The following is a 25,528-nucleotide window of genomic DNA, read 5'->3' as shown; positions in this document are numbered from 1 at the left end:
GCGCGACCTGGTTCATCGGGTGGTTGAACGGCGTGATCGCCGAAATCACGCCGAGCAGCGGGTCGCGCTGCGTGTACACGCGGCGCTTCTTGCCGTGCGGGGTCAGGTCGCACGAGAAGATCTGCCCATCGTCCTTCAGCACTTCGCCGGCGCCGAACGTCAGCACGTCGGCCACGCGGCCAGCTTCGTACGTCGAATCCTTGATGCAAAGACCCGCCTCGGCCGTGATCAGCGCTGCAATCTCGGCAGTGCGCGAGCGCACGATATCGGCCGCGCGGCGCAGGATCGCCGCGCGATCATGGCGCGTGAGCGTCGGCCGGTACGCACGCGCGGCCGCGAACGCGCGCCGCACGTCGTCCAGCGTCGCCTTCGGCACGGTGCCGACCAGCGAGCCGTCGTACGGATTACGCACTTCGATTACCGCGTCCCGATGAATCCGTTCCCCATCGATTCGCAGTGCTTCGCGACGAATCTCGCGGACGTCCGTCGATGCTGCAATGGCGTTCATGAGTGTGTCCCCTTACGGATGCGTGCGCATCACTGCAGATGGTTGAGCGCGATGTCGATGATGTCGAAGTTGCGCAGTCGCGCGCGGCCCGACACGTCGCCGGCGACCGGCTTGCTGAAGATCAGCGGCACGATCTGCTCGGAGATCCCGCCGTGCGAGCGCAGCGGCACGTCGAGGCCCGACAGGTCGTGCTTGATGCGGCGCGTGCCGAGCACGACGTCCTGCTTCGAGATCACGATCAGGTCGCCCATCCGCGCCGGGGGCAGCTCGAAGCGCGCGCAGCCCTCGGCGCCGGTGAGCACGACCTCGATGCCGTCGACCGCGGCGAGCCGTGCGCGCAGCGCTTCGGCGTCGGCCGTCGCCGGCACGTAGACGGTCGCGAACGAGCCGAGCGCGCCATGGTGCACGACGTACGGATCGGTGATCGGCAGGATCACGCGCGCCGCATCCTCGCCGAGCCACTCGTCGAACAGTTCCTGCAGGTAGATCACGTTCGGCTCGCCGGTTTCATCGTCGTGCTTCGCGTTCATCCCGTGGTCGGCCGTGATCGCGACGATCGCACCGAGCGCGTCGAGGCGCTGCAGGTAGGTGTCCATCATCGCGTAGAACGCGTTCGCGCCTTCCGTGCCGGGCGCGCACTTGTGCTGCACGTAGTCGGTGGTCGACAGGTACATCAGGTCGATCGGGCGCGTCTCGAGCAGGCGCACGCCGGCCGCGAACACGAATTCCGACAGATCCGCGCTGTACACGCTCGGCACCGGCTTGCCGACCAGCTCGAGCACGTTGTCGATGCCGTTTTCCTCGACGCTCGCCTCGTCGGCCTTTTCCGACGAGAAACAGATGCCCTTCAGCCCCTTGCCGAGCAGGCGGCGCAACTTGTCCTTCGCGGTGACGACCGCGACCTTCGCACCTTGCTCCGCGAAGGTCGCGAGCACGGTCGGTGCGACCAGGTACTTCGGATCGTTCATCAGCACTTCGGCGCCGGTGTCGCGGTCGTAGAAGTAGTTGCCGCTTATCCCATGCACCGCCGGCGGCACGCCTGTCACGATCGACAGATTGTTCGGGTTCGTGAAGCTCGGCACCACGCACTCGCCCTTGAGCGCCGTGCCCGGCTTCAGCAGCGTGCGCAGGAACGGCGCGACGCCGGCCTCGGCCGCTTCCTCCAGATATTCGTATGCGCAGCCATCGACGCACACGACCACCACGGGCCGGCTCATCCAGTTGTAGCGGCGGCCGTTCACTTCCACGGATACAGGCGTTTCATTCATGACGTTCATTCCTTTCAGTTCGAAGGGTAGAGCCGTCGGCGCCCGCGCCGCGCCGAAGGGAGGTGTTTTCCATGCTTGACATTAAAATTGATGATTTGTAGATTGTCAACAACATGCAGAGAACAGAAAGCAAAACAACGTAGCAGCAAGAGGGCTGGTCTCCACTCATCCGCCGCGTGCCGCGGCGCCACAGTCAAGGGGTCTGAAGATGAACGAAGTGCCGGTAAACAAGCGTTTGAACGCATGGGCGACGGGTGCGGCCCGCTTCGCGCTGGCCGCGGCGGTCGCGCTCGGCGCGGTGCAGGCGGCGCACGCAAAGACGTCGCTGCTCGTCTATACCGCGCTGGAAGACGAGGCGATGAAGCCCTACAAGGACGCGTTCGAGAAGGCGAACCCCGACATCGAGATTCGCTGGGTGCGCGACTCGACCGGCTCGGTCACCGCGAAGCTGCTCGCGGAGAAGAACAACCCGCGCGCGGACGTCGTGCTCGGCCTCGCCGCGTCGAGCCTGACGCTGCTGGACCTGCAGGGGATGCTGATGCCGTACGCGCCGAAGGGCTTCGACCAGCTCACGCGCAAGTACAGCGACGCGAACACGCCGCCGCACTGGGTCGGCATGGACGTGTGGGGCGCGACGATCTGCTACAACCGCGTCGCCGCGCAGGCGAAGGGCATCCCGAAGCCGACGTCGTGGGAAGACCTGACGAAGCCCGTCTATAAAGGCGCGATCGTGATGCCGAGCCCGGTTTCGTCCGGCACCGGCTACCTCGACGTGACCGCGTGGCTGCAGACCTTCGGCGACGACAAAGGCTGGAAATTCATGGACGCGCTCGACAAGAACGTCGCGCAATACGTGCACTCGGGCTCGAAGCCGTGCACGCTCGCCGGCACCGGCGAATTCCCGATCGGCATTTCGTTCGAGTTCCGTGGCCACGAACTGCAGTCGCAGGGCGCGCCGATCGATCTCGTGTTCCCGAAGGAAGGGCTCGGCTGGGACATGGAAGGCACGGCGATCATGAAGACGACGAAGCAGCCCGACGCCGCGAAGAAGCTGTCCGACTTCATGGCGAGCAAGGAGGCGAACCAGATCACCGCGCGCTGGTGGGCGATCGTCGCGTACCCGGGTGTCGCACGCAAGCTCGCCGGCATCCCCGACAACTACTCGGAGCTGCTCGTGAAGAACGACTTCGTATGGTCGGCGAAGAACCGCCAGTCGATTCTCGATACATGGCAGAAGCGCTACGGCGCGAAAGCGCAGCAGTAATACCGCGACCCGCCGCGGGGCCGCGCCGCGCGCCGCCCCGCGCCACCCTTTCCATCGTCGAATCCGGCCCCCGGGCCGCCCCAGCATGGAGGCGCGCATGGCACCTTATCTGAGCGCAGAACGCATCGAGAAGCGGTACAACGACACGCAGGTCCTGACCGACATCAACCTGAGCGTGATGAAGGGCGAAATGATCTGCTTCCTGGGGCCGTCCGGCTGCGGGAAGACCACGCTGCTGCGGATCATCGCAGGGCTCGAGACGCAGAACGCCGGCCACATCATGCAGGACGGCCGCGACATCTCGCGGCTGCCGCCGCAACTGCGCGATTACGGCATCGTGTTCCAGTCGTACGCGCTGTTCCCGAATCTCACCGTGTACGACAACGTCGCGTACGGGCTCGTGAACCGCAGGATGAAGCGCGACGCGATCCACGAGCGCGTGCACACGCTGCTCGCACTGGTCGGCCTGCCCGACAGCCATCGCAAGCATCCGGGCCAGTTGTCCGGCGGCCAGCAGCAGCGCATCGCACTGGCGCGCGCGCTCGCCACCTCCCCCGGCCTGCTGCTGCTCGACGAGCCGCTGTCGGCACTCGATGCGCGGGTGCGCGTCCGGCTGCGCCAGGAGATCCGCGCGCTGCAGCAGCGGCTCGGCGTGACGACGATCATGGTCACGCACGACCAGGAAGAGGCGCTGTCGATGGCCGACCGCATCGTCGTGATGAACCACGGCGTGATCGAGCAGATCGGCACGCCGCTCGAAATCTACCGGCAGCCCGCGTCGCCGTTCGTCGCGGACTTCATCGGCCGCGTGAACACGATCCCCGCCGAAGTCGCGCAGGACGGCACGCTGCGCGCAGGCGCGGTCGGGCTCGACTGCCGCCACGGTGCGGCCCGCCCCGCGCAAGGCGCGGCGGTATCGGTCTACGTGCGGCCCGAGGACCTGCGCATCCGCGTGCCGGGCGAGACGGCCGACAACGTGCTGGCCGGCCGCGTCGAGAAGCTCGAATTCCTCGGCGCGTTCTGCCGCGTGAGCTTCCGGATCGACGGGCTCGACGGCCAGGAGATCGTCGCCGACCTGTCGTATCACGACGTCGACCGCACCGGCGTGCAGGCCGGCGCGCGCATCGATCTCGCGCTCGATCGCGAGCATGTCCGCGTGTTCCCGAGCGCGAAGGAGCGACTGCAATGAGCACCGTCCTGACCGAGCGCCGCCGCGGCGCCTCCGCCCCCGCCGACGTGCGGCAGATCACGCACTGGCACGACCGCATCGCGCAGCTCGCGCTCGTCGCGATGGCCGCGCTGATGTCGATGTTCCTGCTGCTGCCGCTCGCGCTCGTCGTGCAGAAATGCTTCGTCGATGAGGACGGGCGCTTCGTCGGCGCGCACAACTTCGTCGAGTATCTCGAGGACAGCGGCGTGCTGCGCTCGATGCTGCATTCGCTGACGGTCGGCGCGCTCGTCACGTCGATCGTCGTGCCGATGGCGTTCACGTTCGCGTATGCGCTGACGCGCTCGTGCATGCCGCTGAAGAACGCGGCGCGCACGATCGCGCTGCTGCCGCTGCTCGCGCCGACCCTGCTGTCCGCGGTGTCGTTCATCTACTGGTTCGGCAACGCGGGGCTGCTGAAGCCGCTGCTGCACGGCCATTCGATCTACGGGCTGCCGGGCATCGTGCTGAGCATGGTGTACGCATCGTTCCCGCACGTGCTGATGATCCTCGTTACCGCGCTGTCGCTGGCCGACGGCCGGCTCTACGAGGCCGCCGACGCGATGGGCACGCGCCGCATGCGCAAGTTCTTCACGATCACGCTGCCGGGCGCGAAGTACGGGCTGATCAGCGCGACGATGGTGGCGTTCACGATGTGCATCAACGACTTCGGCGTGCCGGTGGTGATCGGCGGTTCGTACAACGTCCTGTCGACCGACATCTACAAGCTGATCATCGGCCTGCAGGACTTCAACCGCAGCGCGGTCGTGAGCCTGATGCTGCTGTGCCCCGCCCTCGTCGCGTTCGGCGTCGACTTCTTCATTCGCCGCCGCCAGCAGTCGCAGCTCGGCGCGCGCTCGACGCCGTACCAGCCGAAGCCGTCGCGCGGCTTCGACGCCGCGATGCTCGCGTACTGCGGCATCGTGTGCGCATTCTTCATCGCCGTGGTCGGCATCTCGGTGTTCGCGTCGTTCGTGAAGTTCTGGCCGTACCAGATGAGCCTCGGGCTGCAGCACTACGAGATGGGGCTGATCGGCGCCGGCATCTTCGACGCGTACAAGAACAGCCTGCGGATGGCCGCGACGGTGGCGCTCGGCGGCACGATCGTCGTGTTCGGCGGCGCCTACCTGATCGAGAAGACGCGCGGCGCGCGCTGGCTGCGCGGCTTCATCGCGCTGTGCGCGATCCTGCCGATGGGCGTGCCGGGGCTCGTGCTCGGCATCAGCTACATCTTCCTGTTCAACGCGCCCGGCAATCCGCTGAACGGGCTGTACGGCTCGCTGTGGCTGCTCGCGATCGTCACGGTGGTGCACTACTACGCATCGAGCCACCTGACCGCCGTCACCGCGCTCCGGCAGATCGACAGCGAGTTCGAGGCCGTATCCGCGTCGCTGAAGGTGCCGTTCTACAAGACCTTCCTGCGCGTGACCGTGCCCGTGTGCCTGCCCGCGATCCTGCTGATCGCACGCTACCTGTTCGTCAACGGGATGACGACGGTCTCGGCCGTCGCGTTCCTCTACTCGCCCGATACGCAGCCCGCGTCGGTCGCGATCCTGAACCTCGACGACGCGGGCCAGATGGGCCCGGCTGCCGCGATGGCCACGCTCGTGCTCGCGACCTCGTCGTTCGCGTGCGTGCTGTTCGCGTGCATCTCGCACCGCCTGTTGCGCCGCACGCAGGCCTGGCGCAATCCGCATCGCCGTTGATTCCCTGACTGTATTCACGTGACGTCCCGACTTCATCAAGGAGACACCATGACGCTCGCCGCCCAGCCCATCCTGCTCACCCCAGGCCCCCTGACGACCTCCGACACCACGCGCGACGCGATGCTGCGCGACTGGGGCTCGTGGGACAGCGACTTCAACGCGATCACCGCGCGGCTGCGCGAACGCCTGCTGCAGATCGTGCACGGCGAAGGCACGCACGAATGCGTGCCGCTGCAAGGCAGCGGCACGTTTTCGGTCGAGGCGGCGATCGGCACGCTCGTGCCGCGCGACGGCCACGTGCTGGTGCCGAACAACGGCGCGTACTGCGCGCGCCTCGCGAAGATCTGCCGCGTGCTCGGCCGCACGCTCACGACGATCGACTACAGCGAGGACCGCCGCGTCGATCCGGCCGACGTCGAGCGCGCGCTCGCGGCCGATCCGACCATCACGCACGTCGCGCTCGTGCACTGCGAAACCGGCGCCGGCGTGCTGAACCCGCTGCACGACGTCGCGCAGGTCGTCGCGAAGCACGGCCGCGGGTTGATCGTCGACGCGATGAGCTCGTTCGGCGCGATCGACATCGACGCGCGCACGACGCCGTTCGATGCGGTGATCGCCGCATCCGGCAAATGCCTCGAAGGCGTGCCGGGGCTCGGCTTCGTGATCGCGAAGCGCAGCGCGCTCGAACGCTGCGAAGGCAACAGCCACTCGCTCGCGATGGACCTGTACGACCAGTGGGTCTACATGCAGCGCACGACGCAGTGGCGTTTCACGCCGCCGACGCACGTGGTCGCGGCGCTCGACGCGGCCGTTGCGCAATACGTCGACGAAGGCGGGCTCGCCGCGCGCGGCGGCCGCTACCAGCGCAACTATCGCGCGCTGATCGACGGAATGCTCGCGCTCGGTTTCCGGCCGTTCCTCGATCCGGCGATCCAGGCGCCGATCATCGTCACGTTCCATGCGCCGGACGATCCGAACTACGACTTCAAGCGCTTCTATCAGGAGGTCAAGCAGCGCGGCTACATCCTGTATCCGGGCAAGCTGACCGAGGTCGAGACGTTCCGGGTCGGCTGCATCGGCCACTTCGGCGAAGCCGGCATCCCGGGCGCCGTCGCCGCGATCGCCGACACGCTGCGAGCAATGGGCGTGCGTCGCGTGTCGGCGGAAGCCGCCGCCTGACGTGACGCATTGCGACGTGACGTGATGGTCCCCGCCGCATGCACGTTCGCATGCGGCGGCCGATTTTTTGGCAGTGCGCGGCACGGCCCCTTTTCGACGAACCCTCCCATGCGGCCCTTCTGGATCGAACAAGCGCTGTTCAACGACGGCGATCTCGCCCCCGCACTGCAAGGCGAGACGCGTGCCGACGTGTGCATCGTCGGCGGCGGCTTCACCGGGCTCTGGACCGCGATCCAGGCGAAGCAGCAGGACCCTGCGCTCGACATCGCGATCGTCGAAGCGGACCTGTGCGGCGCCGGCGCGAGCGGCCGCAACGGCGGTTGCCTGCTCACGTGGTCCGCAAAATTCCTGACGCTGCGACGGCTGTTCGGCGAGGCCGAGGCGATTCGGCTCGTGAAGGCATCCGAAGCGGCCGTGCAGCACATCGCCGATTTCTGCCGCGCGCACGACATCGATGCCGAGCTGCGGCTCGACGGCACGCTGTACACCGCGACGTCACGCGCGCAGGTCGGCACGCTCGTGCCGGTGCTCGACGCGCTCGCCGCATGCGGCATCCACAGCTACGAACCGCTGCCGCCCGCCGAAGTCGCGCGCCGCTCGGGGTCCGCCCGCAATCTCGACGGCGTCTACTCGCCGATCGCCGCGACCGTGCATCCCGGCAAGCTCGTGCGCGGGCTGCGCCGCGTCGCGCTCGCGATGGGCATCCGGATCTATGAACGCACGCCGATGCTCGATTTCACGCCCGGCCGGCTCGCCGTCGTGCGCACGCCGTCCGGCAGCGTGAGCGCGGGCAAGCTCGTGTTCGCGATCAACGCATGGATGGCGAGCCGCTTCCCGCAGTTCGAGCGCACGATCGCGGTCGTGTCGAGCGACATGGTCATCACCGAGAAATGCCCGGCGCTGCTCGAAAAGACCGGGCTCGTGGACGGCGTGTCGGTGCTCGATTCGCGGATCTTCGTGTACTACTACCGCACCACCGCCGACGGGCGGCTGATGCTCGGCAAGGGCGGCAACACGTTCTCGTGGCGCAGCCGCATCGCGCCCGTGTTCGACCGGCGCTCGCCTTACGAAGCGCAACTCACGCAGAGCCTGCGCGAATTCTTTCCTTCGCTCGCGGGCGTGCCGGTCACCGCGAGCTGGAACGGGCCGTCGGATCGCTCCGTCACCGGCTTCCCGTTCTTCGGCCGCCTCGACGACGCGCCGAACGTGTTCTACGGCTTCGGCTACTCGGGTAACGGCGTGGGGCCGACCTACATGGGCGGGCAGATCCTGTCGTCGCTCGTGCTCGGCCTCGACAACGCGTGGACGCGCAGCCCGATCGTGCGCGGCCCGCTCGGGGCGTTCCCGCCGGAGCCGATCCGCTATGTCGGCGCGCACGTCGTGCGCAATGCGATCCGCCGCAAGGAGCGCGCGGAGGACGAGAGCCGGCAGCCGGCGGCAGTCGACACGTGGCTCGCGAAATTCGCGAGTGCGGCGGGCAAGGCTGACAAGGCGTGACGATGTGTCGACCTGCAGGACCTGCAGGACCTGTGTGACTTGAAGACGCAATGAAAAAGGGACGCTGCGAAGCGTCCCTTTGCTTTGTGCCGCGCGCGGCAACCCGCGCAGGTGTTGCCGGGCGCTTACGCGCGCACGGGTTTTTCCCGCGCCGCCTTGCCCGCCGCGGGCAGCCCCTGCTCGTGCGTGCGGCGCATGCGCTCGAGACCGTGCGACAGGTGCTCGCGCACGAGTGCCACGGCCTGCTCCTCGTCGCCGCTCGCGAGCGCCTGCACGATCTTGTCGTGCTCGGCCGCGGACACCGCGATCGCATCCTCCTCGGCCTCGATCGCCGCCTGGCGCAGCAGGCCGAGCTGGCGCACGAGCCGGCGGTAGGTATCGGTGAGATGCGTATTGCCGACGCCGACGACCATCGCGTCGTGGAACTGCACGTTCAGCTCGGTGTAGCGCGTGACGTCGTGCGTCTTCGCGGCGTCCTTCATCGACTGGATGATGCCCTTCAGCACCTTCAGCGTGTCGGGCGAGATGCGCTTCGCGAGCGCGCGAGCGACCGACTCGTCGAGCATCGCGCGCACCTCGTAGATCTCCTCGGCCTCGCGCAGCGGCACGACGCGCACCGTCACGCCGCGGTTCTTCTCGTTGCGCAGCAGGCCGGCCTGTTCGAGCGCGCGGAACGCTTCACGCACGGGGCCGCGCGACACGTTCAGCTTGGTCGCGATCTCGACTTCGTTGAGCTTCTCGCCAGGGGCGTATTCGCCGGAGACGATCGCGCGCTCGAGCATGTCCTGGACGATCATCGCGAGCGACTGGCTTTGCAGGAGTTCGATGGCGCTGAGCGCGTTCGGGGCTGTCATGGTCGGGCAGGCAGCAAGGCTGCGGTAGAAAACGAGGGCGCCATATCGGCGAATGATCCTTGTATACCCTCGCCCCGACACATTGTCAACAGTCTTCAGTCTCCAAAAACCAATTCCGCCCGCCGGAATGCAACCGAAACGCAGCCGGCAGCCGGCGGTCGCGCGTCGGGCCGACCTCGCCCGCGTCGCGCGACGCGTGCCGACCGTCAGGCCGTCGGGTGCTTCACCGGCCCCGGATCGCTCTGGCTCGGCCGGCCCGTCTCGACGTGGCCCGCGAAACGGCGCACGACCTTGTCGTCGCCGCCGCGCAGCGTCGTCGCGGTGATCGTCAGATCGTACCAGCCGTGGCTCGACGACAGCTCGAAGTGATCCTCGACGCGCTCGCCCGGCTCCAGCGTGTAGGTCCGCGCATGCTTGTGGCTGTATGCATTGTCGACCGTCACGCGGCACGTCGCGCGCCCGCTGTTGCGCAGTTGCAGGTACACGTGGCGGTTGCGCACGTCGTAGCCGATCCGCGCTTCGGGGTTCGCGTGGCGGCCGTCCGCCGCGAGCCGCGTGTTGCCCTGGAACTCGCACAGATAGCCGTTCGGGCCATAAGCCGCGAGATGGTAATCGCCGCGTGCGGCCGACGTATTCCACGTATCGACGAAGCGGTCGTGCGCGGACACCGCATAGCGGCGCGGCGGCGTCGTGGGGTTGCGGCGGTCGTACACGTAAAACGCGGCACCTGCATCACCGGTGTTCGCGAAGTCGAGCGACACGGCGTCGTCGTGCCCGCTCACGCGGCTGTGCACGAACAGCTCGTACGGCAGCGCACGTGCCGGGCGCGTACCGGGCTCCTGTGCCGGCATCGACTGCTGCGCGGGCACCTGGTACGCCTGGCCGGCCGTCGCGATGTGCTGCGGCACCGTGAAGCTCACCGTGCGCGTGTCGGGGCGCGCGGAGAAGTCGAATGCCGACGTGAGGTCGCCGCAGATCGACCGGCGCCACGCGCTGATGTTCGGCTCCTTCACGCCGAAACGCGCTTCGAGGAAACGCAGCACCGACGTATGGTCGAACGTTTCCGAGCAGACCCAGCCGCCCTTCGTCCACGGCGAGATGATGATCAGCGGCACGCGCGGACCGAGGCCGATCGGCTGGATGCCGCCCGGGTCCGCACCCGGCACGAGCGGGCTCATTTCGCCCGGGTACTTGTTCAGGTCGAGCAGTTCGTCGCCGAGGTTCGACAGCAGGTTCGACGACACGATGCCCTGGCCGCCCACGCCGCTCGTGACCGGCGGCACCGGCGGCACGACGTGGTCGAACAGCCCGTCGTTCTCGTCGTAGTTCAGGATGAACACCGTCTTCGCCCACACTTCCGGGTTCGACGTGAGCGCCTCGAGCACCATGTTGATGTAGAACGCGCCGTCGGTCGGGGAAGCCTGCGGGTGCTCGCTGTACTTGTACGGCGACACGATCCACGACACCTGCGGCAGCCGGTTCGCCTGCACGTCGGCCTTCAGCTCGGCGAGCGTGTGGTCCGATGCGCCCTTGTCGACCAGCGGGCCGCTCGCGCCCTCCTTCACCTGGAAGCGCTTGAAGAACATCAGCGAGTTGTCGGTGTAGTTGTCGGTCGGGTCGCCCGGGATGCCCGTGCCGCCCTGGTACACCTTCCAGCTGATCTTCGCGTTCTCGAGGCGTTCCGCGTAGGTCGTCCACGTATAGCCGTTCACGTCGTCGCGCTCGCCGATGCCCGGGCCGTTCGGCGGGTTGCCGTAGATGTTGCGCGGGTCGACCGTGCCGGTCCACAGGTAGATGCGGTTCGGTGCGGTGTCGGCGTGCGCGGAACAGAAGTACGAATCGCAGATCGTGAACGCGTCGGCCAATGCGTAGTGGTACGTGAGATCCTGGCGCTTCAGGTACCCCATCGTCAGCACGTCCTGCTTCTGGTTCACCCACTGGTCCCACTGGCCGTTGTTCCAGGACAGGTGGCCGCTGCTCCAGCCGTGATTGGTGCCCGGCTGGAATTCGGTCGTCTGCTTCGGATCGAGGTAGAACGGCAGCACGTACGGCGCCGACGGATCGAGGCCGCGCGAATGGTAGTTCTTCGTGAACACCGACGCGGGCGGCTGTTGCCACACCGGCGCACCGCTCGGCAGCAGGTGCGGACGCGGGTCGTTGAAGCCGCGCACGCCGCGCAGCCCGCCGAAGTAATGGTCGAACGAACGGTTTTCCTGCATGAAGATCACGACGTGCTCGACGTCGCGGATCGTGCCCGTGCGATAGGCGGCCGGCATCGCCAGCGCATTGCGGATCGCGGGCGGGAAGCCCGCGTAGGCGGCCATCGCGCCGGCCGACTGCGCGGCGAGCCGCAGGAAATCGCGTCGATTGTTCGAGGACATGAAGAGAACCCTGTTGTCGGTAGGAGTAGGGGCGCCAGTCGAGCGGGGCCGGCGGTTTGCGTTGCCGTTATTACCCCGCACCGGCATGTCCCGGGCGTGACCGGTTACCGCAGGTTTCTTTGGGTTACCCACAGGAATTTTTCCGAAGCGGCGCACGACGCGCCTTTCATCCGGCCGACATATGCATGCGCTACGCTGACGCGCGATACAGAGGGGAGAAGCCGAGTCGTGTTCGATCAGCTGAAGGCGTTCCACGCGACCGTCCGGCAGGGCAGCATCACGCGCGCCGCGCGCCACCTGGGCGTGAGCCAGCCGACGATCGCCGCGCAGATCCGGCAGGTCGAGCAGGTGTACGGCGTCGAGCTGTTCTACCGGAGCGGCCGCAAGCTCGAGATCACCGAGACGGGCATCGAGCTGCTGCCGCTCGTCGAGAAGATGATCGCGCTCGAGGCGCAGGCCGACATCATGCTGCGCAACGTCGGCGGCCTGTTCGAAGGCCACCTGCGGATCGGCGCGACGGGGCCGTACTACATCATGGATGCGGTCGGCCGCTTTTCGAACGCGCATCCGTCGATCGCGCTCACGTGCCGGATCGGCAACTCGGAGGAGATCCTGCAGGCGCTGCAGGAATTCCGCATCGACCTCGCCGTCTCGTCGCAGCGCAACGATGCCGACGGCCTCGAACGCAAGGTGATCTCGACCGACCCGCTCGTGCTCGTCGTGCATCGCAACCATCCGCTCGCGCGCTTCGACGCGATCGAGCCGGCGCAGCTCGCCGACGTACGGTTGCTGATTCGCGAGGAAGGCTCGGTCACGCGCCGCTGTACGGAGACGATTCTCGAGGCGGCAGGTGTCGCGGCCGTATCGGTTGCGGAGATCGGCAGCCGCGAAGCGATCCGCGAGGCGATCCTGCACGGCGTGGGCGGCAGCCTGTTTCCGCTCGGCGAGGCCGAACGTCATCCGGATTTGCGCGTGATCGCGCTGCGCGGCGTCGACACGACGATCGACGAATACGTGTACTACCTGAAGGCGCGGCGCCAGAGCCCCGCGATCGACGCATTCCTAGCGTGCATCCTGCCGGCCGGCAGCGACGCGGCCGGAACGGATGACGCCGGACGAACGGCGCGGCGGGTGAACGCGCGCTGAACTGCCGCGCGCTCACCGGGTCCGCACTTTGCTGGCGCTTTTTCCGCGCCTTCCCTCGTTTTTCCTCGTGCCTTCCTTCCGTCGTTGCGCTCACATCATTTCGGCAGTGCCGGAATCATCCACGTCAGCACGTGTTGCTGGAGGAACACCAACACGCCGAGCAGCAGCGTGAGAATCACGCTGTGCCAGAAGGTGCGCGCAAACACGACACCTTCCTGCCCTTTCAGGTCCGTCGTCGATACACCCGTCGCGATGTTCTGCGGCGAGATCATCTTGCCCATCACGCCGCCCGACGAGTTGGTCGCGGCCATCAGCACCGGATCGAGGCCGAGCTGCCGAGCGGCCACGACCTGCAGGTTGCCGAACAACGCGTTGCCCGACGTGTCGCTGCCGGACAGGAACACCGCGATCCAGCCGAGCGACGCGGACACCAGCGGGAACAATGCCCCCGTCGACGCGACGCCGGTGCCGAGCGTGTAGCTGATCCCCGAGTAGTTCAGCAGGTACGCGAGCCCGACGATCATCATCACCGTGACGATCGCGATCCATGTCTGCCGCCAGGTCTTGACCACGCATTCGAAGAAGTCGCCCACGCCGGTGCGCGTCAGCGCGGCCGTGATGATCGCCGAGACCAGGATCGCGGTGCCCGTGCCGAGCGGCTGGAAATCCCAGATCGCCGCATACGGCTTGTGGTACAGCGACACGAACACCGCGTTGTGCAGGCCCGGCCACTTGATCTTCACGTCGCCGATCGCCGCGATGTTCGCATGCACCCACACGATCACGACCACCGACACGACCAGCCACGGCAGCCAGCCGCCGAAGCCCGCGCGTGCGGCGCCGGCCGTTGCCGGCACGCTGCGCGCGAGCGCGTATTGCGGATCGGGCTGCGGCTTCCACACCTGCAGGAAACCGATCGTGACGATCAGCGACGTGAGCGACGACAGCACGTCGGTGAGCTGGTAGCCGAGGAAGTTCGACGTGACGAACTGCGCGATCGCGAAGCTGCCGCCCGACACGAGCAGCGCCGGCCACAGCTTCGAGATCGAGCGCAGCCCGCCGTACGCGCCGACTACGTAGAACGGCAGCAGCAGCGCGAAGAACGGCAGCTGGCGTCCGACCATCTGCGCGAGTGTCGCGGGCGGCAGCGACGTCACCGCGCCGAGCACGGTGATCGGCACGCCGAGCGCGCCGAACGCGACCGGCGCCGTGTTGAACAACAGCGTGTAGGTGAGCGCTTCGAGTGCGGGAAAGCCGAGCGCGATCAAGAGTGCGCTCGTGATCGCGACCGGCGTGCCGAATCCCGAGATCCCTTCGAGCAGGCAGCCGAACGAGAACGCGACGACGAGCAGCACGAGGCGGCGATCGTCGGGCAGGTTGTCGAGCATCCACTGCCGGAACTGGTCGAAGCGGCCCGACTTCACCGCGATGTTGTACAGCAGCAATGCGTTGAAGACGATCCACATCACCGGCACGACCGCGAGCGCCATGCCCGCGCCGACCGCGTTGAACGCGAGCCCCGCCGGCATGCCCCATGCGCCGATCGCGACCGCCAGGCCCGCGACGAGCCCCGCGAGCGACGCCTGCCACGCGGGGCGGCGCAGCACGCCGAGTGCGATCAGCGCAACCGCGATCGGGATCGCGGCGACGAGGAAGGACAGCAGCAGCGAGTTGGCGACTGGCGTCAGCGGCTGTGCGAAGACGATGCCGGGCGGTAGGGCGTCGATGGGGTTCATCGTGTCTCCAGAGTCGACCCGAGCTGGCTACTGGATGCCCCGGGTTCGGTACAAGGCGATGTCCTGCGGTCACGACCGGGATCTAGCGCTTGCGCACGCAACGACGTCGCACGCCCAACCGATCGGTTGCTTAAAAGAGGTTAGGAGGCGCACGGCGCTTGTACAAGGGGGGACAAGCCCGATGCGTGCCGACCCGATACGCCCGCGCCGCCGCCAGCTGACCGGCAGCAGGCAGCCTGCTGTCGTATTCGACAGAAAGCTCCCCCGCGCAATGTTGCACATGCGGCAAAGGTGCCTGACGGCGGGCGGGATGTTTCGTTTGGCGTCCGAAGCCTAGACTGGTCGCATCGATTCCGCCCGCGCCGGCCACGGCAGGCACGGCACCGGAACTTCACGGAGTGAACACGATGAAAAAGATGAAGCAGGCTGCATGCGCGTTCGTGCTGATCGGCGTGGCCTTCGCCGCTCACGCGCAGGCCGCGTCGACGCTGACGCGTGCCGAGGTCCGCCAGGAACTCGTGGAACTGCAGGCCGCCGGCTACCGGGCGAACCTCGCGAGCAGTCCCGACTTTCCGGACCACATGCAGGCGATCATGCGCCGTGCCGCGCAGGCGCGCGGCGAGGACACCGGCTACGGCAGCGAAGGCAGGGCAAACGTGGAATCGGGCAAGCCGGCGCAGCCGCACGCAATCGACCGCGGCACCTACGCGCATCACTGACATCGGACTCAACCGGATCGAGCGCACCACGGTGCGACCCGACCGGCGACGGAGAGACGCATCGCGCACCGCGCCGACCGACGCGATGCACGTGCGCAGACATCACACGCTGAAGCGGTTCAGCGTATAGGCGCGATAGGCGGCGACGAACGCGTCGAACGATCCGGCCTCCTTCGCTTCGAGCTCGGCCTGCTCGGCCAGCGATTTCGCGGCGAGCGCCTGCTCGGTGCGCAGCGTCTCCGCCGACGGCGGACGCGCACGGAAATGCGCGGCATGCGCTTCGCTCTGCGCCAGCGCGAACCCGAGGAACGACTGACCGCGTTCGCGCATCGTGCGCAGCACGCGCGCGGACGGCGTGCGCTCCGGATCGGCGAGCTTCTCGCGTTGCGCGGCGATTGCACGCGCATGCTCGTCGCCGCCGCGGATTTCGTCGAGACGGCGGCCGACGGTTTCGATATCGGCCATCAAGTCGTCTGCCCACGCCTGCAGCGTGACCGTCTCGCCGTCGCGCTGCAGCGTGAGCCCCGGCTTGCGCCCTTCCATCGTCACGCTGCCGAAGTTCGCGTTCGCTTCCTTGTACGCGGGGCAATCGAGCGCCGGGCTTTCGTCGAGCGCACACGCGAGCAGGAACGCGTCGATGAAGCGCGCGGTTTCCAGCGCGATGCCGGTCGGCTCGAACGGATCGATGTCGAGACAGCGCACTTCGATGTACTGCACGCCGCGCGACGCGAGCGCATGCAGCGGCCGCTCGCCCGAATACGTGACGCGCTTCGGCCGGATCGTCGAGTAGAACTCGTTCTCGATCTGCAGCACGTTCGTGTTGATCTGGATCCACTCGCCGTCGCGATGCGTGCCGATGGCCTCGTAGGCCGGATACGGCTCGCTCACGGCCTTCGACAGCGCGTCGAGATAGCCGGGCAGCGTGTTGTAGTCGACGTGCAGCGCGGCCTGCGCGGTCGTGTTCGAGTAGCCGAGATCGCTCATCCGCAGGCTCGTCGCATACGGCAGGTACAGCGTATCGGCATCGAACGTGTCGAGCCTGTGCGGCTTGCCGCGCAGGAATTTCGTGTCGAGCGCGGGCGATGCACCGAACAGGTACATCAGCAGCCAGCTGCGGCGGCGGAAGTTGCGGATCTGCGCGAGATAGCGTTCCGACTGGTAATCGACGAGCGTGGCCGTCGAGCCTTCTTCCGCATGCAGGCGCCGCCACACCTCTTCGTGCAGCGAGTAGTTGTAGTGGATGCCGGCAATGCACTGCATCGTGCGGCCGTAGCGATACGCGAGGCCGCGCCGGTACACCGTCTTCAGGCGGCCGATGTTCGACGTGCCGTAGTCGGCGATCGGGATCTGGTCGTCGGCCGGCAGCAGGCCGGGCATCGAGTCGTTCCACAGCATCTCGTCGCCGAGTGACGCATAGACGTAGCGATGCAGATCGTCGAGACGCTCGAGCGTGATCGCGGCGTCACCTTCCGCGGGCGTGATCAGCTCGATCAACGCTTCGGAATAGTCGGTCGTCAGCGCCGGATGCGTGAGCGCCGAACCGAGCGCGCGCGGATGCGGCGTGAACGCGATCATCCCGTCGCGCGTCACGCGCAGGCTTTCCTTTTCGATGCCGCGCAGGCCGTCGGGCAGATGCTGCCGCGTCGGGCCCGAGCTCAGCGCGTCGAGGCGATTCAGCAGCAGTTCGGACTGGCGGTGAGTCATGGTGTTCGACATGGAGACGCAAGTGCGTGACGGCCGCGCGCAGAACGCCACGCGCGGCCGGCTGGATTGTTGGTCGCTTCGTTGGTAGCGGGCACTTTAACATCTCGCCGAAACACGCGCTTGAGGTGGCGCCGGGCGCGCTGCGCGGGCCGGAGCGGGCCGCCGGGCGGGCCGGTCGCGGCGGTCGCCGCATCTGCGGCCGGTTCCATGCGGCGGCAACGGGCACGCCGGTTACACGAATTCGTCAGACGGAACGTGATGCGCGAACGGGTGGCGGCAGGCGCAACCCTGCCGCCGAACCGATCGCGGAAAGCGGGGTAAGTGGGCATCGTGCGCACGGCATCCGGCCGACGACGGATGCGCGGAATTGCCGTGACGGCCGGTATCCGGTGTCCGGTCTCCGGCGGTTAGCCCTGCGCATGCCGGCACGACCCGCGCAACGAGTTGCCTCGCAGCCTCGCCAGGTCACACCCGGCCGCGAGCCTCGGCGATCCCCGCCGCCCTCACCCGCCGCGCGCGCCGCCCGCCCGGTCGGCCACTTCGTTCCACAAATGCAGCGCCGCATAGGCACGCCACGGCCGCCAGCCTTCGGTACGGTGCTTCTGGGTCGCGAGCCTGTCGAGCGCCGGATCGCGCGCGGCGATCGACTGCATCAGCACGAGATCGGAGGCCGGCCATGCGTCCGGGTCGCGCCATGCGCGCATCGCGATGTATTCGACGGTCCACGGGCCGATGCCGGGCAGATCGAGCCAAGCGCTGCGCAGCGTCGCGAGATCGGCGTGCTCGCGATCGACCGGAACGTCGCCGGCCGCCACCGCGCGCGCCACGCCCGTCAGTGCCGCCACCCGCTTGCCGGGCATCCCGATCTTGTCGAGATCGCAGGCGGCCAGCGCGTCGGGCGTCGGGAAGCGCCATGCGGGCGCGCCGTCGTCTTCATGAACCACACGCTCTCCGGCCCGCTCGACGAGCCGGCCGACGATCGTCGTCGCGGCCTTCACGCTCACCTGCTGGCCGACGATCGCGCGCACGGCCAGCTCGAACCCCGACCATGCGCCCGGCACACGCAGCCCCGGCGCGGCCTCGACGAGCGGCGCGAACCACGGATCGCGCGCGAGCCCGTCGCCGATGGCGGCCGGATCGGCGCCGAGGTCGAACATCGTCGCGACGCGCATCGCGAACGCATCATCGACATGACGCGCGACCGCGCCTTCGACCGTCGCGACCAGGCAGTGCTTGCGCGGATGTTTCGCGACCGCGAGCCGGCCGGCATCGCCATGCAGGTCGACGATGCGGCGATACACGCCGTCCGCCACCTGCTCGACACCCGGAATCGCGCGCCCGCTGAAGAAGCGCAGCACGCGCGCCCAGTCGTAAGGCGCATTGAAGCGCAGTTCCATTTGCGCGGACGGCGGCACATGGCCGCCGTTCACGATGGAGGTGATGGTTGTCTTTGCGATGCTCAAACTGCACTGCCCTCCGCAACGGATTCGGTTTGATCGTCGTGCACATGACGCGCCTCGGACGCGAGCAGCGTCGCCTTGCGGCGCACGCCCCAACGATACCCGGAAAGCGCGCCGCCCTTCTGGACGACGCGGTGGCACGGGATCGCGAGCGCAACCGGATTCGACGCGCACGCGGACGCAACGGCGCGCACCGCGCGCGGCGCACCGAGCGCCTCGGCGATCTCCGAGTAGCTGCGCGTTTCGCCGTACGGAATATGCGTCAGCGCCTCCCACACGCGCTGCTGGAATGCGGTCGGCGCGATGTCGAGCGGCAGGTCGAACGCGTGCCGTGTGCCGTCCAGGTACGCGCGGATCTGCGTGACGAACGGCGCGAGTCGTGCCGATGCCTCGACCAGCTCGGCACGTGCGAACGCATCCTTCAGCTCGCCGACGAGCGCGGCCGGTTCGTCACCGAACGCGATCCGGCAGATGCCTTGTTCGGTTGCAGCGACGAGCACGGTGCCGAGCGACGTCGACGCGGTCGCATAGTCGATCCGGAGACCCGCGCCCTGCCGGCGGAACGCCGACGGCGCCATCCCGAGCTCGCGCGGCACCGATGCATAGAGCCGCGACGGCGAGTTGAAGCCCGCGTCGACGGCCGCCTGCGTGACCGGCTGCCCGCTTTGCAGCGCCTGCCGCAACGCGGCGCCGCGTTGCGCCGCCTGGTACTGCCGCGGCGATACGCCGACCACGCGCTTGAAGAGCCGCTGAAGGTGAAACGGGCTCACGTGAACGGCATCGCTCAGTTGCTGCAGCGTGAGCCGTTCGGCATGTGCGTCGAGCACCGCGCACGCGCGGTTGACGATCTCGAGCTCGCGCGGCAGCCCTTCCGGCTGGCAGCGCTTGCAGGGCCGGAAGCCGGCCGCACGCGCGGCGGCCGTATCGGCGAAGAACGACACATTTTCGCGACGCGGCAGCCGCGACGCACAGGTCGGGCGGCAGAACACGCCGGTCGTGCTCACGGCGTAGAAGAACGCGCCGTCCGCATGCGGATCGCGCTCGGTGACGGCGCCCCAGCGGGCATCATCGGTCGGATAGGCGGTTTTCATCTGAACCTCGCACTCTCTAGTGTAGATGGTGCCTACTCTAGACATCGGCACGTGCCGTCGCGCCCTGAATCTTGCTCTGTGATTCTTGCTCTGACTCGCCCCGAACAATCGGGGACGCATCGCTCAAGAACAAATCCGACAAAATGCGTGCGCCGGCTGCTCAAGCGCGGATTTCGTCATCGTCCCGTCACCCTTTTGCTGCACTGCGGATGCGACAAATCGCCGTTCTGACGTTTTTTTGCATTCGGAATATTGCGTCGCACCATCGCCGTGTGTATAGTTGGAACTGTCTCCTCCATGTCTCCTCCTGATATGGATTAAGCCCGTTCCGCTCTGCGTGAACGGGCTTTTTTTCGTCTGTCGATTGTGCCGCGTTCCGGCCGGCGTCGCAGGCGCGATGCGTCTACACTCGATGCTCGTGCGCTGCGAAGGAGTGCCTGCCCATGAAACCGACCATCCGCGCGATCGATCACATCGTGCTGCGCGTGACCGACATGGCTGCGATGACGCGCTTTTACTGCGACGCCGTCGGCTGCCATGTGGAGAAGGAACAGCCCGATCTGGGCCTTGTACAGCTGCGCGCCGGCGACGCGCTGATCGACCTGCTGTCGGTCGGCAGCCCGATCGACCGTCCCGACAGCGGCTCACCCGGCACGGGACGCAATCTCGATCACCTGTGCCTGCGCGTCGAGCCGTTCGATCCCGACGCCCTGACCGCCCATTTCGCCGCGCATGGCGCACGGCCGGGCGCGCCCGCGGAGCGCTACGGCGCCGGCGGCTACGGGCCGTCGATCTACCTGTTCGACCCGGAAGGCAACATGCTGGAATTCAAGGGGCCGCCGGCCTCGATCGGCTGAACGCGGCCCGCGCGTGGGCCGTCACGCGTCCGCGCGCGCCTTCAGCACCGTCCACTCGACCGCCACCGGATCGTGGTCGGCGCTCGAGATCCACGCGGCGCCGTCCTGCACCGTGCATTGCAGGCGCATCGTGCGCTCCGCGAGTTTCCCGAGCGCGGCTGCGACACCATCGTTCAACGACAGCACCTGCACGTTGCGCAGCCGCTCGACCTTGCTGCGCACGCCCTGCCACCAGATATCCGACGTCTTGCCGCCGTATGCGATCACCGTGACCTGCCCGGCGCGGCCGGCCGCCTTCGAGATGCGCCGCTCGTCGGGCTGGCCGGCTTCGATCCAGACGTCGATCGCGCCCGTCAGGTCCTTCTGCCACAGATCGGGCTCGTCGACGTCCGACAGCCCCTTGCAGAATTCGAGCCGCTCGTGCGCGAACAGCGCGAACGCGACGATGCGCACCATCATCCGGTCGTCGGTTTCGGACGGATGGCGCGCCACCGTCAACGCGTGATCGGCGTAGTAATGCCGATCCATGTCGGCGATTTGAAGTTCTGCTTTGTAGATCGTGGATTTCAGCGCCATGCGGATGCGGCCCGGGCGGGCATTCGGTTCGGTCGGGCCGTGATGATACCGAATGCGCGCCGTCCGGCGCGTGTCATGCGCCACCCACAGCGCAACGGCCCGGCATCTGCCGGGCCGTGTTCGGTTCGCGCCGCCGGCTCATCGGGCCGGCGCGCTCGCGCGTCGTGTGACGGCGCGGTGAAGGGACGGTTACTGCTTGACGAAGCGCGAATCGGTCCAGAGACCCTGCTGGTCGCTGTTGTCGGCGCTGACGAACTGCACGTCGCCCTGGTCGACCGACACCACGCGGAAGCGCTGGCCTTCCGGCACCGACAGGCATCGGTAGTCGTCGAAGTATTGCTGCTTCGCCTGCGACTTGCCATCACGCTCGTGACTCAGTACGGAGTCCAGATTGTCTTTCGACAGGCAGCCCCATGCGTTCTTCGTCAACTGGATTTCCTGCTTCGGCTTGACGGCCGAATCGTCGCCGGCTTGGGCAATCGACACCACGCAAAATGCGCCGACGAGGGCAAAAAGGATACCGGTACGTTTCATCATGTTCTGTCTCCAGGCTTGCGGGCACCAGGCTTCGGTTAGCTATGTGTTTAAAGGTGATCGTGAACCCGCGTTTTTCACTTTAGAAGACCGGCAAGCGATAGCAAGCACATTTGTTGTGCGACCGCAATAGCGGCGGATTGTCGCACCCCGTGCGCAGCCCGTTTTTCACACCCCGCACCGGCACGACGACGCGCGCCGTCCGGCGAACAGGCTCGCGCCGCCGAGCGGAAAGCGTTACTCAGCAAGACTTTCATCAAAGTTACAATACGGCGATTGAACGGTTTGGATAATCCATTTCGCTATCCGGATCATTTTGATGCGCCGCACATAAAGTCATCCGAAACGATTCGACTTTACCGCAGCGCGGAATCGCATTTACCTGATACAAGAAAAATGCCAGGTATAAGCGCATCCGTATTTATCCGTACTTCGCCGCATGGTTTCAGCGCCCGCGAAAGCCCCGCCGCAAGCGCCTTTCGCCAGCGTGTTTACCCTGCTTTATCCAGGGTGACTTGCTGGCGCTCGAAATAATCGCGCTGAAAAATGCACATGCGATAAGCGTTGTGATACGCGCCGTTTCCGAAAAATTCTTCCTTCAATTCGGCCTCGTGCTGGAATCCGCATTTTTCGTACACGTGAATCGCCGCCGCATTGGACGTATCGACGATCAGGTACAGCTTGCGCATGTTCAGCACCTTGAACGCGTACTCGATCGCGAGACGCGTCGCCTGGCCCGCATAGCCGCGCCCCTGGCGTTGCGGCGCGATGATGATCTGGAACTCGCCGCGGCGATGAATGTAGTCGAGCTCGATCAGCTCGACGAGGCCGACGAGTTCGCCTTGCGCGTCGACCGCGACGAAACGGCGCTCGCGCTGGTCATGCACGTGGCGGTCGTACAGTTGTGACAGTTCCGAGAAGGTTTCGTACGGCTCCTCGAACCAGTAGCGCATGATCTTGGCGTCGTTGTTCAGTTCGTGGACAAAGCGCAGGTCCTGGCGCTCAAGCGGCCGCAGCGCGAGCGTGTTGGTATCGTTCTGGAGTTGCATGTTCATGTCCTTTTGATGCCGGCGCATGTGCGACAAGGCCGCATCCGGGCCTGTTTCGCACTGTAAGAAATTGAACGCGGGCGAAGTTCAGAGCCTAGAATGGGAGCAAGGGTTCCTGCCACCGCAAGGAGGCTATCGTGTTCGAGCAAGTCATACTCGGAATATTCCTCGTGCTGCCGCTCGTGATCGTCGCGGCGCTGTTTTCCGACGAACTTTGGCAGGAACATCGGCGCCAGCATCCGCGCGACGAAAACGCACCGCACATCGACTGGAAGCATCCGTGGCGCCGCGTGCGACGCGGGCATTGAGTCGATTGCCGTTCAGTCGCGGGATGCGCCGGCCTGGCCGCCTCGGAACGCGAACGCGTGACGCACCCTGTTCAGCACCCGAATTTCGCCTCGATCCGATTCCCACTTGATCCGCTCACTCCGCGAGACGCCGCCGTGAACGACCAGCCCGCCCAGCCTCCCCATGACATTCCCAGCGAAACGATCGACCTGCAGATTGCCGACGTGCTGGCGGCCGTCCGCTACCCGGCCAACAAGGATGCGATCGTCGATGCCGCGCGCAACGCCGGCGCCAGCAACGAAGTGCTGTCGATGCTCGACGGCCTGCCTGAACAGGACTATGCGGACGTGAACGCCGTCACGCAGTGGGTCGCCGGCAACTTCGGTCCCGGCCTCGGGGTTTGAGCGCGCCCCCATAACGCGATAGGATCGGGCCGCAGCCGGTCGCGCAGCGACCGGCTGCGTGTCGCCCGGCGCAAGACCGGGCGTTTCCGCCTACGTGCCCGGGGAACTCCATGGAAGGCATCCTGATCCAGCACACGACACGCCGTCAGCTCTGGTTCGGCGCACTGACGGCGCTCGTCATCGTGCTCGCGCTCGGGATCGCCGCGCCGCACGCGAACGTCCCGCTGCCGGCCATCGAGCCGTTCATGCCGATGTGCGCGCTCACCGTGTTCACCACCGCGAGCATCGCGGCGTTCTTTCTCGGCGCGCAGTTCACCGTGACGCGCCAGCCGGTGCTCGGCGCGCTCGGTGGCGCCTACGCGTTCACCGCGCTCGCCGTCGCATTGCAGCTGCTCACCTTTCCCGGCGTGTTCGCGCCGCACGGGCTGTTCGGCGCGCAACCGCAGAGCGCCGCGTGGATGTGGATCTTCTGGCATGCAGGCTTCCCGGGTTTCGTGATGGTCGCGCTGCTCGCGCGCGAGCGGCTGGCGCGCGGACCGATCGGCGCGCAGCAGACACGCAGGTGGACGGTCGCGCTGATCGGCGGGCCCGCTGTCGTCGCCGGGTTGCTGTGCCTGTTCGCGCTGAACGTGTCGCTGCCACCCGCGTTTCATCCGCCGGGCGACGCGGCCGTGCTGCCTGTCAACGCCGTCGCGCTGATCGTGTGGCTGCTCAATGCGCTGGCGCTCGTGGCCGTCCTGGCCACCGGCCGGCTGCGCACGACGCTCGACCTGTGGCTCGCGATCGCGGTGCTCGCGTGCCTCACCGACACGACGCTGAACCTGATGAGCACCAATCGCTTCACGGTCGGCTGGTACCTCGCGCGCGTGTTCAGCATGTTCGCGCCGGGCGTGCTCGTGTGCGTGCTCGCGTGGGAAGTGACGATGTTGTACCAGCGGCTGTTCGAAGCGCACGCGACCCTGATCCGTTCGTCCGCACGCGACGGCCTGACGGGCGCGTTCAACCGCAGCCACTTCAACGATCATTTCCACACGCTGTTCCTGCAGGCGCGGCGGCAAGGCGAACCGCTGTCGCTGCTGATGGTCGACGTCGACCACTTCAAGGCGTACAACGACGCGTTCGGTCACGTGAAGGGCGACGCATGCCTGATCGCGGTCGCGAATGCGCTGGCCGGCGCGGTGCGGCGGCCGGCGGACATCGTCGCGCGTTACGGCGGCGAGGAGTTCGCGATCGTGCTCCCGAACACGGGAGCGCGCGGCGCGCGGGTCGTGGCCGAGGAAGCGCGCGAAGCGGTGCTGCGGCTCGATCTCGCGATGCCGACGTCACCCGCGGGGCGCGTGAGCGTGAGCGTCGGCTGCGCGACCGTATCGGCCGATGATCTGTCGACACCCGATGCGCTGATCGAAGCCGCCGACTCCGCGCTGTATCGTGCGAAGGATACGGGGCGGAACAGGGTCGTCACCGCCTCATAACGTCTGCTGTTTGGCAATTTGTTACGGTCATTGTGACCGGAATAATCCGCCGTTACGGATTGCGGCGCGGGGAAACGATCGCTTACAGCCTGGGCCGGAGCCGCTCGCTATGCTGGGTTTCATATTGAACCCGAGCAGGTGAACGCGATGAAGAAGACCCTTTTGCTGATTGCCAGCGTCGCCGTGTTGTTGAGCGGCTGTATCGTGGTGCCTGACGGCGGCGGGTATTACGGCGACGGGTATTACCACCATCATCGTCATTGGGATTGAACGTCCGGCCTCGCATCGACGGGCCTCCTCACTTCGTCATCAGGCTTGATACCGACGCAGGATCGGCCTGATGACGGCGAGGACAAAGGCACCCTCTGCCCGTGTTAACATGCCCCGCTGCATACCGATTCAAGGGCCCCGGCCTTTCGATACAGAAGCAAGAGAAAGCTGTCTACCCAGTTGTGAATTTAAAGCATTTTTATGAATTCGCTTTTAGTGCTTGGACATAAACTTGGACATAAAACCAGACGGCTTTCAGTGTGCTTCGGTAGAGCTTGATAGGCAAGAAACCTAGTATTCATGCGGGTTTCAAGGGGTTTAGTGGACCTTGATGGAGCCCGGTGGACGTCAGGTTACG

General features: G+C 66.8%; 23 protein-coding genes. 12 read left to right on the top strand and 11 right to left on the bottom strand.

Annotated elements, in window-relative coordinates:
• A partial coding sequence (locus tag C5O79_RS35370; RefSeq protein ID WP_131932201.1) for an aldehyde dehydrogenase family protein occupies positions 1 to 508 on the bottom strand: 508 nt, incomplete at its 3' end.
• A 29-nt stretch (positions 509 to 537) separates the two neighbouring features.
• A complete protein-coding gene (gene phnA / locus C5O79_RS35365; protein ID WP_046546216.1) occupies positions 538 to 1,776 on the bottom strand; it encodes a phosphonoacetate hydrolase in 1,239 nt (412 codons plus the stop codon).
• A 208-nt stretch (positions 1,777 to 1,984) separates the two neighbouring features.
• Between phnA and C5O79_RS35360 the strand changes: the two genes are divergently transcribed.
• The 5 genes from C5O79_RS35360 (at position 1,985) to C5O79_RS35340 (ending at position 8,629) form a co-directional block, all read left to right on the top strand.
• The gene (locus C5O79_RS35360) at positions 1,985 to 3,040 is read left to right on the top strand and encodes a putative 2-aminoethylphosphonate ABC transporter substrate-binding protein (protein WP_046544160.1); all 1,056 of its coding nucleotides are present in this window, start codon (positions 1,985 to 1,987) and stop codon (positions 3,038 to 3,040) included.
• Positions 3,041 to 3,137: 97 nt separating this feature from the next.
• Positions 3,138 to 4,229, top strand: coding sequence for a putative 2-aminoethylphosphonate ABC transporter ATP-binding protein (locus C5O79_RS35355; protein ID WP_046544159.1), 1,092 nt, complete (start codon positions 3,138 to 3,140; stop codon positions 4,227 to 4,229).
• Positions 4,226 to 5,953 carry a putative 2-aminoethylphosphonate ABC transporter permease subunit gene (locus C5O79_RS35350; RefSeq protein ID WP_122474459.1) on the top strand — a complete coding sequence of 576 codons (1,728 nt, stop codon included), beginning with the start codon at positions 4,226 to 4,228 and terminating at the stop codon, positions 5,951 to 5,953. The genes C5O79_RS35355 and C5O79_RS35350 overlap by 4 nt, the downstream gene beginning before the upstream one ends.
• A 48-nt stretch (positions 5,954 to 6,001) precedes the next feature.
• Complete coding sequence (locus C5O79_RS35345) at positions 6,002 to 7,132, top strand: 2-aminoethylphosphonate--pyruvate transaminase (RefSeq protein ID WP_046196339.1); 1,131 nt, start codon at positions 6,002 to 6,004, stop codon at positions 7,130 to 7,132.
• Positions 7,133 to 7,240: 108 nt separating this feature from the next.
• Positions 7,241 to 8,629 carry an FAD-dependent oxidoreductase gene (locus tag C5O79_RS35340; protein ID WP_122474460.1) on the top strand — a complete coding sequence of 463 codons (1,389 nt, stop codon included), beginning with the start codon at positions 7,241 to 7,243 and terminating at the stop codon, positions 8,627 to 8,629.
• 125 nt (positions 8,630 to 8,754) lie between these two features.
• Here the strand turns inward: C5O79_RS35340 and C5O79_RS35335 are convergent, their stop codons facing one another.
• Positions 8,755 to 9,483, bottom strand: a complete 729-nt coding sequence (locus C5O79_RS35335; protein ID WP_046544155.1) for a phosphonate utilization associated transcriptional regulator — start codon at positions 9,481 to 9,483, stop codon at positions 8,755 to 8,757.
• A gap of 206 nt (positions 9,484 to 9,689) precedes the next feature.
• Complete coding sequence (locus C5O79_RS35330; RefSeq protein WP_047852370.1) at positions 9,690 to 11,864, bottom strand: phospholipase C, phosphocholine-specific; 2,175 nt, start codon at positions 11,862 to 11,864, stop codon at positions 9,690 to 9,692.
• Between the two features lie 228 nt (positions 11,865 to 12,092).
• Between C5O79_RS35330 and C5O79_RS35325 the strand changes: the two genes are divergently transcribed.
• Positions 12,093 to 13,010, top strand: a complete 918-nt coding sequence (locus C5O79_RS35325) for a LysR family transcriptional regulator (protein WP_047852371.1) — start codon at positions 12,093 to 12,095, stop codon at positions 13,008 to 13,010.
• 95 nt (positions 13,011 to 13,105) lie between these two features.
• Here the strand turns inward: C5O79_RS35325 and C5O79_RS35320 are convergent, their stop codons facing one another.
• Complete coding sequence (locus tag C5O79_RS35320) at positions 13,106 to 14,746, bottom strand: L-lactate permease (protein ID WP_046544152.1); 1,641 nt, start codon at positions 14,744 to 14,746, stop codon at positions 13,106 to 13,108.
• Between the two features lie 407 nt (positions 14,747 to 15,153).
• Between C5O79_RS35320 and C5O79_RS35310 the strand changes: the two genes are divergently transcribed.
• Positions 15,154 to 15,465: a DUF4148 domain-containing protein gene (locus C5O79_RS35310; protein ID WP_047852695.1), complete on the top strand. Its 312-nt coding sequence runs from the start codon at positions 15,154 to 15,156 to the stop codon at positions 15,463 to 15,465.
• Between the two features lie 102 nt (positions 15,466 to 15,567).
• Here C5O79_RS35310 and gshA read toward each other — a convergent pair whose 3' ends face one another.
• From gshA to ada, 3 genes are all read right to left on the bottom strand, one after another.
• The gene (gene gshA, locus C5O79_RS35305) at positions 15,568 to 17,181 is read right to left on the bottom strand and encodes a glutamate--cysteine ligase (protein WP_047852372.1); all 1,614 of its coding nucleotides are present in this window, start codon (positions 17,179 to 17,181) and stop codon (positions 15,568 to 15,570) included.
• Between the two features lie 491 nt (positions 17,182 to 17,672).
• Positions 17,673 to 18,632, bottom strand: a complete 960-nt coding sequence (locus tag C5O79_RS35295) for an AlkA N-terminal domain-containing protein (RefSeq protein WP_122474463.1) — start codon at positions 18,630 to 18,632, stop codon at positions 17,673 to 17,675.
• Complete coding sequence (ada, locus tag C5O79_RS35290; protein ID WP_046544148.1) at positions 18,629 to 19,720, bottom strand: bifunctional DNA-binding transcriptional regulator/O6-methylguanine-DNA methyltransferase Ada; 1,092 nt, start codon at positions 19,718 to 19,720, stop codon at positions 18,629 to 18,631. Before ada ends, C5O79_RS35295 begins: the two co-directional genes overlap by 4 nt.
• Positions 19,721 to 20,163: 443 nt before the next feature.
• Here ada and C5O79_RS35280 point away from each other — a divergent pair, with 443 nt between their 5' ends.
• Entirely contained in the window at positions 20,164 to 20,577 is a 414-nt protein-coding gene (locus C5O79_RS35280) for a VOC family protein (protein WP_046544147.1), read from the top strand.
• Positions 20,578 to 20,598: 21 nt separating this feature from the next.
• Here C5O79_RS35280 and C5O79_RS35275 read toward each other — a convergent pair whose 3' ends face one another.
• From C5O79_RS35275 to speG, 3 genes are all read right to left on the bottom strand, one after another.
• Complete coding sequence (locus C5O79_RS35275; protein ID WP_039364653.1) at positions 20,599 to 21,153, bottom strand: YaeQ family protein; 555 nt, start codon at positions 21,151 to 21,153, stop codon at positions 20,599 to 20,601.
• A gap of 189 nt (positions 21,154 to 21,342) precedes the next feature.
• On the bottom strand, positions 21,343 to 21,690 hold the full coding sequence (locus C5O79_RS35270) for a hypothetical protein (RefSeq protein ID WP_046544146.1): 348 nt from the start codon (positions 21,688 to 21,690) through the stop codon (positions 21,343 to 21,345).
• A gap of 488 nt (positions 21,691 to 22,178) precedes the next feature.
• On the bottom strand, positions 22,179 to 22,736 hold the full coding sequence (gene speG / locus C5O79_RS35265) for a spermidine N1-acetyltransferase (protein WP_047852696.1): 558 nt from the start codon (positions 22,734 to 22,736) through the stop codon (positions 22,179 to 22,181).
• Positions 22,737 to 22,873: 137 nt separating this feature from the next.
• Here speG and C5O79_RS38325 point away from each other — a divergent pair, with 137 nt between their 5' ends.
• The 4 genes from C5O79_RS38325 (at position 22,874) to C5O79_RS38895 (ending at position 25,170) form a co-directional block, all read left to right on the top strand.
• Positions 22,874 to 23,044, top strand: coding sequence for a hypothetical protein (locus tag C5O79_RS38325; protein WP_039364617.1), 171 nt, complete (start codon positions 22,874 to 22,876; stop codon positions 23,042 to 23,044).
• 135 nt (positions 23,045 to 23,179) lie between these two features.
• A complete protein-coding gene (locus C5O79_RS35260) occupies positions 23,180 to 23,428 on the top strand; it encodes a DUF2795 domain-containing protein (RefSeq protein ID WP_122474465.1) in 249 nt (82 codons plus the stop codon).
• Positions 23,429 to 23,538: 110 nt separating this feature from the next.
• Entirely contained in the window at positions 23,539 to 24,900 is a 1,362-nt protein-coding gene (locus tag C5O79_RS35255; RefSeq protein ID WP_122474466.1) for a sensor domain-containing diguanylate cyclase, read from the top strand.
• A 147-nt stretch (positions 24,901 to 25,047) separates the two neighbouring features.
• On the top strand, positions 25,048 to 25,170 hold the full coding sequence (locus C5O79_RS38895) for a hypothetical protein (RefSeq protein WP_257791817.1): 123 nt from the start codon (positions 25,048 to 25,050) through the stop codon (positions 25,168 to 25,170).
• Positions 25,171 to 25,528 lie beyond the last annotated feature (358 nt).

The sequence above is a fragment of the Burkholderia sp. SRS-25 genome (assembly GCF_004343765.1).
GTDB classification, from domain to species: domain Bacteria; phylum Pseudomonadota; class Gammaproteobacteria; order Burkholderiales; family Burkholderiaceae; genus Burkholderia; species Burkholderia contaminans.
This window is presented reverse-complemented; position numbering and strand designations above follow the sequence as displayed.

Coding starts and splice junctions, on each gene's coding strand:
- C5O79_RS35335 (WP_046544155.1), bottom strand. CDS start 9,483: ATGACAGCCCCGAACGCGCTCAGCGCCATCGAACTCCTGCAAAGCCAG.
- C5O79_RS35255 (WP_122474466.1), top strand. CDS start 23,539: ATGGAAGGCATCCTGATCCAGCACACGACACGCCGTCAGCTCTGGTTC.
- gshA (WP_047852372.1), bottom strand. CDS start 17,181: ATGTCGAACACCATGACTCACCGCCAGTCCGAACTGCTGCTGAATCGC.
- C5O79_RS35275 (WP_039364653.1), bottom strand. CDS start 21,153: ATGGCGCTGAAATCCACGATCTACAAAGCAGAACTTCAAATCGCCGAC.
- C5O79_RS35270 (WP_046544146.1), bottom strand. CDS start 21,690: ATGATGAAACGTACCGGTATCCTTTTTGCCCTCGTCGGCGCATTTTGC.
- C5O79_RS35340 (WP_122474460.1), top strand. CDS start 7,241: ATGCGGCCCTTCTGGATCGAACAAGCGCTGTTCAACGACGGCGATCTC.
- C5O79_RS35345 (WP_046196339.1), top strand. CDS start 6,002: ATGACGCTCGCCGCCCAGCCCATCCTGCTCACCCCAGGCCCCCTGACG.
- ada (WP_046544148.1), bottom strand. CDS start 19,720: ATGAAAACCGCCTATCCGACCGATGATGCCCGCTGGGGCGCCGTCACC.
- C5O79_RS35330 (WP_047852370.1), bottom strand. CDS start 11,864: ATGTCCTCGAACAATCGACGCGATTTCCTGCGGCTCGCCGCGCAGTCG.
- C5O79_RS35355 (WP_046544159.1), top strand. CDS start 3,138: ATGGCACCTTATCTGAGCGCAGAACGCATCGAGAAGCGGTACAACGAC.
- C5O79_RS35280 (WP_046544147.1), top strand. CDS start 20,164: ATGAAACCGACCATCCGCGCGATCGATCACATCGTGCTGCGCGTGACC.
- C5O79_RS35310 (WP_047852695.1), top strand. CDS start 15,154: ATGAAAAAGATGAAGCAGGCTGCATGCGCGTTCGTGCTGATCGGCGTG.
- phnA (WP_046546216.1), bottom strand. CDS start 1,776: ATGAATGAAACGCCTGTATCCGTGGAAGTGAACGGCCGCCGCTACAAC.
- C5O79_RS35360 (WP_046544160.1), top strand. CDS start 1,985: ATGAACGAAGTGCCGGTAAACAAGCGTTTGAACGCATGGGCGACGGGT.
- C5O79_RS35320 (WP_046544152.1), bottom strand. CDS start 14,746: ATGAACCCCATCGACGCCCTACCGCCCGGCATCGTCTTCGCACAGCCG.
- C5O79_RS38895 (WP_257791817.1), top strand. CDS start 25,048: ATGAAGAAGACCCTTTTGCTGATTGCCAGCGTCGCCGTGTTGTTGAGC.
- speG (WP_047852696.1), bottom strand. CDS start 22,736: ATGCAACTCCAGAACGATACCAACACGCTCGCGCTGCGGCCGCTTGAG.
- C5O79_RS35350 (WP_122474459.1), top strand. CDS start 4,226: ATGAGCACCGTCCTGACCGAGCGCCGCCGCGGCGCCTCCGCCCCCGCC.